This is a genomic window from Streptomyces glomeratus, assembly GCF_021462825.1.
Taxonomy (GTDB): Bacteria; Actinomycetota; Actinomycetes; order Streptomycetales; family Streptomycetaceae; genus Streptomyces; species Streptomyces glomeratus.
This window is the reverse complement of sequence record NZ_JAKEEB010000001.1, coordinates 377,823-389,851: the sequence shown is the minus strand read 5'-3', so window position 1 is coordinate 389,851 and position 12,029 is coordinate 377,823. Positions and strand designations below refer to the sequence as shown.

The 12,029-nt window shown below is 70.3% G+C and carries 10 protein-coding genes and 1 tRNA gene; 4 read left to right on the top strand and 7 right to left on the bottom strand.

The window, feature by feature from the left end; translation table 11 throughout:
- Nucleotides 1-228 precede the first annotated feature (228 nt).
- Together LZ604_RS01745 and LZ604_RS36180 are read left to right on the top strand one after the other, a co-directional pair.
- On the top strand, nt 229-423 hold the full coding sequence (locus tag LZ604_RS01745) for a hypothetical protein (protein ID WP_234511740.1): 195 nt from the start codon (nt 229-231) through the stop codon (nt 421-423).
- An 11-nt stretch (nt 424-434) separates the two neighbouring features.
- Nucleotides 435-734: an FKBP-type peptidyl-prolyl cis-trans isomerase gene (locus tag LZ604_RS36180; protein WP_372482075.1), complete on the top strand. Its 300-nt coding sequence runs from the start codon at nt 435-437 to the stop codon at nt 732-734.
- A 168-nt stretch (nt 735-902) separates the two neighbouring features.
- Here LZ604_RS36180 and LZ604_RS01740 read toward each other — a convergent pair.
- Nucleotides 903-985, bottom strand: a tRNA-Leu gene (locus LZ604_RS01740).
- A gap of 417 nt (nt 986-1,402) precedes the next feature.
- Between LZ604_RS01740 and LZ604_RS01735 the strand changes: the two genes are divergently transcribed.
- On the top strand, nt 1,403-2,173 hold the full coding sequence (locus tag LZ604_RS01735; protein WP_234511737.1) for an ABC transporter ATP-binding protein: 771 nt from the start codon (nt 1,403-1,405) through the stop codon (nt 2,171-2,173).
- 153 nt (nt 2,174-2,326) lie between these two features.
- Nucleotides 2,327-4,855, top strand: a complete 2,529-nt coding sequence (locus LZ604_RS01730; RefSeq protein WP_234511735.1) for an ABC transporter permease — start codon at nt 2,327-2,329, stop codon at nt 4,853-4,855.
- Nucleotides 4,856-4,956: 101 nt separating this feature from the next.
- On the opposite strand, the gene LZ604_RS01725 is transcribed toward LZ604_RS01730, so the two are convergent.
- The 6 genes from LZ604_RS01725 to eno form a co-directional block, all read right to left on the bottom strand.
- Nucleotides 4,957-6,252, bottom strand: a complete 1,296-nt coding sequence (locus tag LZ604_RS01725) for an SAM-dependent methyltransferase (RefSeq protein ID WP_234511733.1) — start codon at nt 6,250-6,252, stop codon at nt 4,957-4,959.
- A gap of 266 nt (nt 6,253-6,518) precedes the next feature.
- Nucleotides 6,519-7,901 (bottom strand): NAD(P)/FAD-dependent oxidoreductase, encoded by a 1,383-nt coding sequence (locus tag LZ604_RS01720; RefSeq protein WP_234511731.1) that lies wholly within the window; start codon nt 7,899-7,901, stop codon nt 6,519-6,521.
- 502 nt (nt 7,902-8,403) lie between these two features.
- Nucleotides 8,404-9,345, bottom strand: a complete 942-nt coding sequence (locus LZ604_RS01715) for a Ppx/GppA phosphatase family protein (protein WP_234511729.1) — start codon at nt 9,343-9,345, stop codon at nt 8,404-8,406.
- On the bottom strand, nt 9,342-9,980 hold the full coding sequence (locus tag LZ604_RS01710; protein WP_234511727.1) for a DUF501 domain-containing protein: 639 nt from the start codon (nt 9,978-9,980) through the stop codon (nt 9,342-9,344). Before LZ604_RS01710 ends, LZ604_RS01715 begins: the two co-directional genes overlap by 4 nt.
- A 63-nt stretch (nt 9,981-10,043) precedes the next feature.
- Nucleotides 10,044-10,520 carry an FtsB family cell division protein gene (locus LZ604_RS01705; RefSeq protein WP_234511725.1) on the bottom strand — a complete coding sequence of 159 codons (477 nt, stop codon included), beginning with the start codon at nt 10,518-10,520 and terminating at the stop codon, nt 10,044-10,046.
- Nucleotides 10,521-10,620: 100 nt separating this feature from the next.
- The gene (eno, locus tag LZ604_RS01700; RefSeq protein ID WP_234511722.1) at nt 10,621-11,907 is read right to left on the bottom strand and encodes a phosphopyruvate hydratase; all 1,287 of its coding nucleotides are present in this window, start codon (nt 11,905-11,907) and stop codon (nt 10,621-10,623) included.
- Nucleotides 11,908-12,029 lie beyond the last annotated feature (122 nt).

Genomic DNA, 12,029 nt, shown 5'->3' with positions numbered 1-12,029 from the left:
CGCTTCCTCCGGGTGGCCCCCTGTGCCGGGTACTACCGGCATCAGCGCCGGTGGGGGCACCGCGTCAGCCACAGCCACTACTTCCGGGCCGGTACGGTGTGGGACGGCTCCGCCGGCGGAACGGTCCTCGTCCATGGCTTGACAGCCGGTCTGCTCGATCCGGTCGACTGGACCCTCGCGGGGGGTGTCCGTGGGCTTCGGCTGGGCGGGCGGAATGGTGGGATATGCATGGAACTGAAAAGCGGAGGCTCCCGGAAGCCTGACCGTGCCGGCGCGCTGATCGCGGCTGTCGCCGGGCCCAGCGTCCTGCTGCTGGCGCACCTGGCGGTCCCGTACGTCTCCCTTCGGGTGCTCCTCCTTCCGTCGATAGCTGTCGCGGCGCTGCTCACGGTGGCGTTGCGCCGGAGGCGACGCGGGGAGTAAGACGCCAGCTTCTGGACGCACAACAACACGTAGCCACGCCCGTCGCCATCGGCCACGGCAACGTCATCCCCGGCTGGGACCACGCCCTGACCGGCCGACGGGTCGGCAGCCGCATCCTCGCCGTCATCCCCGCGAAACTCGCCTACGGCCCCCACCCCCCGAAAGGCCTGCAACCCGACACCACCGTCAGCTCCGTCCTCGACATCCCGGCCGCCGTCCAGGTAGAGCCGGCACCGGCCGTCCATCGACTCGTCTCCGCTCATCCAGGCGACCGGCAAGTCGATACGAAGGCGGCCCGATGCGCACCGTGATGCAGCCCATCACCTGCGTCCAGGCGGGCCGGAGGGCAGCGCCGGGGCCCCGCGTCGCGCGGTTCCCGGCGCTCACCTGCGTCCGGATGGCGCTCGATTTCCGGCAGCAGGTCCGGTTCGGTCCGCTCCCGCACCCGAGGCCCGCGCCTCCGCTGCAGGTAGGGAAGGTGCCCGGAACCGGACTTGAACCGGTACGCCCCCGAGGGGCAGCGAGGTTTAAGCTCGCCGTGTCTGCATTCCACCATCCGGGCAGGCCATGGGCTCCGCATCGAGCGTTCCGAGCCTATCGGGGCGCATCCCACCAACAGCGTGCCCACGATGCGATGTTGTCTTATTTTATTGAGGTCTGAGGGTGCATCAGCATCCGGTACAGGCCTTCCGCACTTGCCAACAGCCTGTCGGGCAGCCATCGGCCGCGTATGCGGAATGACGGAATTTCACCGCCCTGAAGGAGGGCGTCGCGGGCGGCCGCGTATGGGCTGACCAACCGCTTTTCGCTCGGGGCGGACTCAGGGGCGGGGGTCATCCCCAGGTATGACACCGGCAGTCGCGGTCCGACTCGAGGCTGCCCCGGGAACCGGAACAGCGGCTGACTCCACGCCACCTTCGGGCCGCCACGATGGAACACGTCCCCTTGACCGTCGTCGTCCCGACAGGAGCACCCACCCGTGACCAGCACCCCTCTCGCCGACCGGACCACCACGGTGGCCGCCCGCGCCACAGATCTGTCGAAGGTCTACGGACAGGGCGAAACGCAGGTGGTGGCCCTGGACCGGGTGACCGTCGACTTCCGGCAGGCCCAGTTCACGGCCATCATGGGGCCCTCGGGCTCCGGCAAGTCGACGCTCATGCACTGCGTCGCCGGCCTCGACTCCTTCTCGTCCGGTTCCGTCCGCATCGGCGACGTCGAACTGGGCTCGCTGAAGGACAAGCAGCTCACCAGGCTGCGCCGGGACAAGATCGGCTTCATCTTCCAGGCGTTCAACCTGCTGCCGACGCTGACCGCGCTGGAGAACATCACCCTGCCCATGGACATCGCGGGCCGCAAGCCGGACAAGGCGTGGCTGGACACCGTGATCCAGATGGTCGGACTCTCGGGACGGCTGAGCCACCGGCCCGCGCAGCTGTCCGGCGGCCAGCAGCAGCGTGTCGCGGTGGCGCGGGCGCTCGCGTCCAAGCCGGACATCATCTTCGGCGACGAGCCCACCGGAAACCTGGACTCACGGTCGGGTGCCGAGGTGCTGGGCTTCCTGCGCAACTCCGTGCGTGAGCTGGGGCAGACGGTGGTGATGGTCACGCACGACCCGGTGGCGGCGGCCTACGCGGACCGGGTGATCTTCCTCGCGGACGGCCGGATCGTGGACGAGCTGTACGAGCCGAGCGCGGACGCGGTGCTCGACCGCATGAAGCGGTTCGACGCGAAGGGCCGCACGAGCTGAGGGCCGTGCGCCCCGCCTCCGTGCGCCCCGCCTCCGTGCGCCCCGCCTCCGTGCGCCCCGCCTCCGTGCGCCCCGCCTCCGTGCGCCCCGCCCCCGGACCCCCGTCGGCCTGAACGGCCCCGCCCGACTCCCGCTCCCAGCCCTGGAAGAGAAATGTTCCGTACCGCCCTGCGCAATGTGCTCGCGCACAAGGCCAGGCTGCTCATGACCGTCCTCGCCGTGATGCTCGGCGTGGCCTTCGTGTCGGGCACCCTGGTCTTCACCAACACCATCTCGGATGCCTACCAGAAGAGTTCCGCCAAGGGCTTCGACCAGGTCGACGTGGCCATCCGGCCCGAGGGCCGCCAGGACACCGGCGACACGATAGCCAAGGAGCCGAAGCTCACGGGGGCCCTTCTCGACAAGGCCGCCAAGGTGCAGGGCGCCGAGACGGCCATCGGCGTCGTCAGCGGCTTCACCGCCATCGCCGACAAGAACGGCAAGCTCATCGGCGACGGCTTCCAGTCCCAGGGCGGGAACTACTGGCGGACCGAGGACCCCCGGTACCCGATCGTCAGCGGGCACGCCCCGAAGGGCGAGGACCAGGTCCTCATCGACTCCAAGACCGCCGAGCGCGCCGGATACAAGGTGGGCGACACGGTGCGGCTGTCGATCGACGGCCCCGTGCTGACCCCGAAGATCACCGGCATCTTCACCACCGACGACGGCAACGTGGCGGCCGGCGGCAGCCTCGCCCTCTTCGACACGGCCACCGCCCAGCGCCTGTTCCACAAGGACGGCTCCTACGACGAGATCGACGTGAAGGCGGCCTCCGGCACCGGCCAGATCGCGCTGCGCAACGCCCTCGACGAGATCCTGCCCAAGGACGCCGCCTCCACCATCACCGGCAAGCAGCTCGCCGACGACCAGGCCCGGCAGATCGCCGAGGCGACGAGCAGCATGCGCACCGCCCTGCTGGTCTTCGCGGGCATCGCCCTGTTCGTCGGCACGTTCATCATCGCGAACACCTTCACCATGCTGGTCGCCCAGCGCACCAAGGAGCTGGCGCTGCTGCGTGCGGTCGGCGCCTCCCGCCGGCAGGTCACCCGGTCCGTGCTCGTCGAGGCGTTCGTGGTCGGCGCGGTCGCGGCCGTCACCGGTCTGGTGGCCGGCGTCGGCATCGGTGCCGGGCTGCGCTCGCTGATGGGCTCGCTGGGCGGGACGGTTCCCGACGGGCCCCTGGTCATCACCCCGGGCACGGTCGTCGCCGCCCTCGCAGTCGGCATCCTGATCACGATGCTGGCCGCCTGGCTGCCGGGCCGGCGCGCCGCGAAGATCCCGCCGGTCGCCGCGATGGGCAGCGTGCACGCGAAGACCACCACCAAGTCCCTGGTCGTACGGAACACGATCGGCGCGCTGCTCGCCGGAGCCGGCATCGCCACCGTGCTGTACGCCACCACGCTGAGCAGCTCGGACGGCCAGGCACCGATGGGTCTCGGCGCGGTCCTCCTCGTCATCGGCGTCTTCGTGCTCACCCCTCTGCTGTCCCGCCCGCTGATCGCGGCCGCCGCGCCCCTGCTGAGGGCCTTCGGGGTCGCCGGAAAGCTGGCCCGGCAGAACTCGGTGCGCAACCCGCGCCGCACCGCGGCCACCGCCTCGGCCCTGATGATCGGCCTGACCCTGATCACCGGTCTGACGGTGATGGCGGGCAGCCTGCAGAGCGCGATCGACAAGATGGCATCCTCCGCCATCAAGGCGGACTACGTGGTGTCCATGGCGAACCGCAACGAGCTGTCGCCCCAGGTCGAGAAGACGCTGCGGACGACCGACGGCGTCACCGCGATCAGCCCGCTGCGCAACGCGCCCGCCCGCATCGGGGGCGACACCGAGTACGTGACCGGTGTCAACGGCGCCGCCATCGGCAAGCTGACGGACCTCACGGTCGACCACGGCACGTTCAGGGTCGGCGGCAGCCAGGTCGTCGTGGACGACGAGACCGCCAAGGACCACCACTGGACGGCGGGCTCACGGTTCACGGTGGCCTACGAGGACGGCCGCAAGCAGCAGTTGACGGTCACCGGTGTCTACCAAAGCACCGAGATGATGCGCGGCATCATGCTCGACAACGCGACACTCTCCCCGCACCTGAGCGACCCGGCCGACATGCAGGTCATGGTGAAGATGTCGGACGGCGCCACCGCCTCGGCCAAGAGCGCTCTGCAGAAGGCGCTCGGCGACAACCCGGCCATCCTGATCCAGGACAGGAAGGACATCTCCAACAGCATCGCGCAGATCTTCACCCTGATGCTGAACATGCTCTACGGCCTGCTGGCCATGGCGGTGATCGTCGCCGTCCTCGGGGTCATCAACACCCTGGCCATGTCGGTCTTCGAGCGCTCGCAGGAGATCGGAATGCTCCGGGCGATCGGCCTGGACCGCAAGGGCATCAAGCGGATGGTCCGGCTGGAGTCCCTGGTCATCTCACTGTTCGGCGGGGTCCTGGGCATCGGCCTGGGCGTGTTCTTCGGCTGGGCGGCCGGTGAGCTGCTCGGCACCAAGATGGCGACGTACGAGCTGGTCCTGCCCTGGGGCCGGATGGCCGTCTTCCTCCTCCTCGCGGCGGTGGTCGGCGTGCTGGCCGCCCTGTGGCCGGCCCGGCGGGCGGCCCGTCTGAACATGCTCACGGCGATCAAGTCGGAGTAGCGGCAGACGGCCGTCCGTCACGAAGGGGCCCCGTTCCCGAGCGGAACGGGGCCCCTTCGTCCTACCCGCGGGCGGGTCGTACGGTCGCGTCCGGACGTTGGTCAGGCGTCCCAGGTGCGGGTGCGCAGCGGCAGCCCGGAGGTGCCGGCGTCCGGCGTCCGTACCGCGAGGACCTGGTTGACACCGATGCGGTTGCGTTCGAAGGCGAGGGCGGAGGCGGCCATGTAGAGCCGCCACACACGGGCCCGGCCGGGGCCGGCCAGGGCCTGCGCACGCCCCCACTGCGCCTCGAGGTTGGCGACCCAGCCGCGCAGGGTGAGGGCGTAGTGCTCGCGCAGGGACTCCATGTCACGGACCTCGAACCCGGCGCGCTCCAGCTGGACCACCGTGGAGCCGACGGGGGCGAGTTCCCCGTCCGGGAAGACGTAGGCGTCGATGAACGCGTCGACGGAGTACGAGGACTCGTCCTTCTGGGGGCGCCGCGCGATCTGGTGGTTGAGCAGCCGTCCGCCGGGCTTCAGCAGGCCGTGCAGATGCCGGGCGTACTCCAGGTACCGCTCGGCGCCGACGTGCTCGGCCATGCCGATGGAGGAGATCGCGTCGTAGGGGCCGTCGGCGACATCGCGGTAGTCCTGCACCCGGATCTCGACGCGGTCGGTGAGGCCCTCGTCGGCGACCCGCTTGCGGGCGTACGTGGCCTGCTCGTGGGAGAGGGTGACGCCGACGACGCTCACTCCGTGCTCGCGGGCCGCGTGGATCGCCATGGAGCCCCAGCCGCAGCCGACGTCGAGGAGCCGCTGACCGGGCTTCAGGCCGAGTTTGCGGCAGACCAGTTCGAGCTTGTCGCGCTGGGCGTTCTCCAGGGTGCCGTTCGGCGCCTCCCAGTAGGCACACGAGTACACCATGGACGGGCCCAGGACGATCTCGTAGAAGTCGTTCCCGACGTCGTAGTGGTGGCTGATGGCGCGTTTGTCGCTGCGCCGGGTGTGGAGGTGGCTGCGGGCCCCGCGGACCTCCTCGCGGGGCGGCGGGGGTGGCGGGAAGGGACCGCCCAGCCGGGCCAGTCCGCGGACGGCCGCCCGGACATCCGGGTCGCGGACCGCCTGGACGAGGGTGCGGGCGTCGTCCCCACGCTCCCAGACCAGGCCGGCCAGCAGGTCGAGGGTGGTGTAGAGATCGCCGTCGATGCCGAGGTCCCCGGCGACCCAGGCGCGGACGAGGCCCAACTCCCCCGGCTTCCACAGCAGACGGCGCAGGGCGCGGCGGTTGCGTACGACGAGGGCGGGGGCGCCGGGCGGTCCGGCCTCCGAACCGTCCCAGGCGCGGATGCGCAGCGGGAGCGGTACCCCGAGCAACTGTTCTACGAGGCTTTTCAGCCGCGGTGCGGCGTCGGCCATGGCGCACACCTCCGATTGGGGTTTCCCCTGCTCGAATCGGACGGATAGCCGGGAAGGCGCTTCCCGGATGTCCCACACCACGTAAACACCTGCGGGGCCGGGACGCAGTCCCCCGTTGGCGTTACGGCTGGGCAAAATGCCTGTGTCCGAAAGGGGCCGTGGGCGCGGCCTTGCGAGGTCAGGCGCCTGGAAGTGCGCCGCATGCCGAAGGGCCTCCCGCACCACGGATGGCGGGAGGCCCTTCGGCTGGACCGGTGACCGTGAGGTCAGGAGGCCTTGGCTCGCTCCTCGGTCTTCGCCGCGGCGGCCACGGGCGCCGGCTTGGCGGCCTCGTAGAACTCCTCACGCGGAGACTCGATCGCGCCGAGCGAGACGACCTCGCGCTTGAGGAACATGCCGAGCGTCCAGTCCGCGAAGATCCGGATCTTGCGGTTCCAAGTCGGCATGGCCATACCGTGGTAGCCACGGTGCATGTACCAGGCGAGGCGGCCCTTGAGCTTGATCTTCATCTTGCCCATGACGATCATCGCGACGCCCTTGTGCAGGCCGAGACCCGCGACCGCGCCCTTGTTGGCGTGGCTGTACTCCTTCTGCGGGAAGCCCCGCATGCCGGAGAGGACGTTGTCGCCGAGGACCTTGGCCTGACGCAGCGCGTGCTGCGCGTTCGGCGGGCACCAGGCGTTCTCGTTGCCCGCCTTGCGGCCGACGACGTCGGGCACCTGGGCGTTGTCACCCGCGGCCCAGATGTAGTCGGTGCCCTGGACCTGGAGGGTGGGGGCGGTGTCCACGTGACCGCGCGGGCCGAGCGGAAGGCCGAAGCGGGCGAGCGCCGGGTTCGGCTTGACGCCTGCCGTCCACACGATCGTGTTGGAGTCGACCTCGAGGCCGTTCTTCAGCACCACGTGGCCGTCGACGCAGGACTCCATGGAGGTGGACAGGTAGACCTCGACGCCGCGGCCCTCGAGGTGCTGCTTGCCGTACTGGCCGAGCTTGGGACCGACCTCGGGGAGGATCTTGTCGGCCGCGTCGACGAGGATGAAGCGCATGTCCTCGCGGGACACGTTCCTGTAGTACTTGGCCGCGTCCCGGGCCATGTCCTCGACCTCGCCGATGGTCTCCGCACCGGCGAAGCCACCGCCGACGAAGACGAAGGTGAGCGCCTTGCGGCGGATGTCCTCGTCGGTCGTGGAGTCGGCCTTGTCGAGCTGCTCGAGAACATGGTTGCGCAGGCCGATGGACTCCTCGATGCCCTTCATGCCGATGCCCTGCTCGGCGAGGCCGGGGATCGGGAAGGTGCGGGAGACCGCGCCGAGTGCGATGACCAGGTAGTCGAAGGGCAGCTCGTACGCCTCGCCGACCAGCGGGGCGATCGTGGCGACCTTGCGGTCCTGGTCGATGGTGGTGACCCGGCCGGTGAGGACCTCCGCCTTCGGCAGCACGCGTCGCAGCGGGACGACGACATGCCGGGGGGAGATGCTGCCGGCGGCGGCTTCGGGGAGGAAGGGCTGGTAGGTCATGTACGAGCGGGGATCGACGACCGTGACGGTCGCTTCCCCGTAGCGCATCTTCTTCAGAATGCGTCGAGCTGCGTACAGGCCTACGTACCCACCGCCTACTACGAGGATCCTGGGACGCTCCGTGGTGCTCATGCCATCGAGTATCCACCCGCCCCTGGGGGGTCGCTCGTGCGCCCCTTCACAAGCTCGGGTGAGGCATCTGCTACACTCCGCCGCCCGCGTGATGGAGATCATGACATCACGCGGGAACCGCGGGGGCGGGCGGGTCGTTGTCAAGGCCGCGTGAGCTGCCCCTTGAGCTCTTCACCGGTCCCCTGCCCGGTCCTGACGGGACATGCGCACCACACCCGCACCGGACCCCGGAAACGCTCGCGTGAGCACCCCGGAAGGGCCGTTGAGCCCCCCGAACGGCCCAATGGACCCATGGCGCCGCTCAGCAGGGACGATTTCCTTGTGAAGAACTTCACGAACTTTCTCGGCGGCACACCCCCGAGGAGTCCCGGAGGCCCCCTCGGGCACGCTCATACGTTACCGAACCTGCTCAGGAGAGGCTACCGGTGAGTAGCAAAAGTCACTTCGGGACCTCTCCCGACGGTCCGTCAGCACATCGGGCGCAGGCGCCCGCAGGCGACCGCTAGGCGATGGACCACGCGATGCCGTCGAGGATGTCGTGCTCGCTGACCACGACCTCCCGGGCCCCGATCCGCTCCATGATCGCGAGCAGTACGAGGGCCCCCGCGCCGATGACGTCCACACGCCCCGGATGCATGGAGGGGATCGCCGCCCGCTCGGCGTGCGTCGACCCGAGGAGCCACTCGGTGATCTCGCGGACCCGGTCCAGGGAGATCCGGGAGTGGTGGATCCGCGCGGAGTCGTACTCGGGGAGGTCCTGGGCGATCGCCGAGACGGTGGTGACCGAGCCGGCGAGGCCGACCAGGGTGTGCGCCTCCCGCAGCGGCACCGTCCGCTCCACCTCGTCCAGTGCGCCCTCGATGTCGGACCGTATGGCGGAGATCTGCTCCCCGGTGGGCGGGTCGCCGACCACCCCGTGGCGCACGAGGTGACGTTCCGTCATGCGCACGCAGCCGATGTCGACGGACCGGGCGGCGCGCACGTGGTCCTCGCCCACGACGAACTCGGTGGAGCCGCCGCCGATGTCCACGACCAGATAGGGCCTGGCGAGGTCCTCCCGGCCCATCAGCTCCTTGGTCGCGCCGGTGAAGGAGAACTCCGCCTCCTGGTCGCCCGAGATGACCTCGGGCTCGACGCCGAGGATGTCCAGCACCCCGCGGACGAACTCGTCCCTGTTCTCGGCGTCCCGGGAGGCGGACGTGGCGACGAAACGCAGCCGCTCGGCGCCGTACCCCTTGATGACGTCCGCATACTCACGGCAGGCGGCGAACGTGCGCTCGAGCGCCTCCGGGGCGAGACGCCCGGTCCGGTCCACCCCCTGCCCGAGCCGGACGATCGTCATCCGCCGGTCCAGCTCGACGAGTTCACCGGTGCGGGGGTCGGCGTCCGCCACCAGGAGCCGGATGGAGTTCGTACCGCAGTCGACGGCGGCGACGCGTGTCACTGGCCCTCCTCCTTCTCCTCGGTCTGCTTCTCCCCGGAGTCGGCGAGGTGGACGGGGTTGACCGCGAACCAGCCGCTGTCGGACGTCTCCACCACCTCCCACGCATCGCCGGACGGCGGCCCCGCGGGCGTCACACACGAGCCCTTGCGCCACCACTCCGGCAGCATCGCGATCGCCTCGTCGCCGAGCGGGTTGACGCCCGGGCCGGCGGCCAGCGAGTGGGCCACGAGCACATGCAGGCACTTCACCCGGTCCGGCATGCCGCCCGCGCTCGGGAAGCCCTCCAGGACCTCGATGGCGTCGCGGCGGGCGATGTAGTCCTCGTGCGCGGCACGGTAGGCGGCGGCCAGCTCCGGGTCGGTGCCCAGGCGCTCCGTCATCTCCTTCATGACGCCGTTGGCCTCCAGCGTGCCGATCGCGGAGGCGGCGCGCGGGCAGGTCAGGTAGTACGTCGTCGGGAACGGGGTGCCGTCGGGGAGCCTCGGAGCCGTCTCCACGACGTCCGGCTGCCCGCACGGGCAGCGGTGCGCGATGGCGCACAGCCCGCGCGGGGCGCGGCCGAGCTGCTGCTGGATGGCCTCGACATCCGCGTCCGTGGGCTCGGTGCGCGGGGTGGGCGGCGGGGGCGTTTCCATGCGGTAGGAAGTCTCTCTTGTGTCTCTGTCAGGCTCTGTGGAGCTCTGCGGGCTCTGTCGGGCTCACCGGTCGGACGCGTCGGCCTTGTCCACCCCGTCCCAGACGCCGGCGTACCAGGGGCGCGCGAGGGCCGTCCGGTGCACGGGGGGCCGCCGGGCCGGGTCCGGGTCGACCACGATGTACCCGGTCTCCCCCGGCATCACGTAGTGCAGCCGCTTCCGGATCTGCTGCTGCGCGTACGCGTCGTCCTGCCAGCGCGCCTTGAGGTCGCGCAGTTGCTCGACCCGGTTGCGGGCCTCCTGCCGCTGCCGCTCCATCTCGGCGATCTCGGCACGCTGGGAGACGTACTGCCGTATCGGGTACGCGAGCGCCACGACCAGCGAGCACAGGACGAGCGCGAGCAGGGCGGCGCGGCCGGTGAGCCGGGAGCGGCGGGCCTGGCGTCTGGTCTGGGAGCGGTACACCCGGGCCGCCGTCTGCTCCCCGAGCAGCCGCAGCCTGGTCGCGGTGGAGAACCGGTCACGGTCCTTCACGGCCATGTCTCGCGCCTCCCCTTCACACGTGCGTACGTCCCCGCACACGGTACGGGACCGCGTACGGGGACGTACGGACGACTGGCTCGGGCGCGGCCCTGGCCGCTCAGCCCTTGAAGCGCGGGAAGGCGCTGCGGCCGGCGTACACCGCCGCGTCGTCGAGGATCTCCTCGATGCGCAGCAGCTGGTTGTACTTGGCGACGCGCTCGGAGCGGGCCGGGGCACCGGTCTTGATCTGGCCGCAGTTGGTGGCGACGGCCAGGTCGGCGATGGTGACGTCCTCGGTCTCGCCGGAGCGGTGGGACATCATGCACTTGAAGCCGTTGCGCTGGGCCAGCTCGACGGCGTCCAGGGTCTCGGTCAGCGAGCCGATCTGGTTGACCTTGACCAGCAGGGCGTTGGCGGCGCCCTCCTCGATGCCCCGGGCGAGGCGCTCGGGGTTGGTGACGAACAGGTCGTCGCCGACCAGCTGGACCTTGTCGCCGAGCTTGTCGGTGATGACCTTCCAGCCGGCCCAGTCGTCCTCGAACAGCGGGTCCTCGATGGAGACGAGCGGGTAGGCCGCCACGAGCTCCTCGTAGTACTCCGTCATCTCGGCGGCGGAGCGCTCCTTGCCCTCGAAGAGGTACTTGCCGTCCTTGTAGAACTCGGAGGCGGCGACGTCGAGGGCGAGGGCGATCTGCTCGCCGGGGACGTACCCGGCCTGCTTGACGGCCTCGAGGATGAGGTCGAGGGCCTCACGGTTGGAACCGAGGTTCGGGGCGAAGCCCCCCTCGTCGCCGAGGCCGGTGGACAGGCCCTTGCCCTTCAGCACCTTCTTGAGGGTGTGGTAGACCTCGGTGCCCCAGCGCAGGGCCTCGGAGAAGGACTCCGCGCCGATCGGGGCGATCATGAACTCCTGGATGTCCACGTTGGAGTCGGCGTGCGAGCCGCCGTTCAGGATGTTCATCATCGGCACCGGCAGCAGGTGCGCGTTCGGGCCGCCCAGGTAGCGGAAGAGCGGGAGGTCGCTGGCCTCGGAGGCGGCGTGGGCGACGGCGAGGGAGACGCCCAGGATGGCGTTGGCGCCGAGGGAGCCCTTGTTGTCGGTCGCGTCCAGGTCGAACATGGCCTGGTCGATCAGGCGCTGCTCGGTGGCGTCGTAGCCGACGAGCTCCGGGCCGATCTGCTCGATGACCGCGAGGACGGCCTTCTCGACGCCCTTGCCCTGGTAGCGGTTGGGGTCCCCGTCACGGAGCTCGATGGCCTCGAAGGCGCCGGTGGAGGCGCCGGACGGAACGGCGGCACGACCCGTGCTGCCGTCGTCGAGGCCGACCTCGACCTCGACCGTGGGGTTGCCTCGGGAGTCCAGGATTTCCCGGGCTACGACGACGTCGATGGACGGCACGAGCATCTCCTTCGTGGAATGTGACGCTGTTGGTGCGGGGCTGGTGTGCCTTGCGCCTAGAGCCTAACCGTCCCGGGGCGGCGGCCAGCCGACCGACCGTCCCGTGGACAGGGTGACGGTACACATTG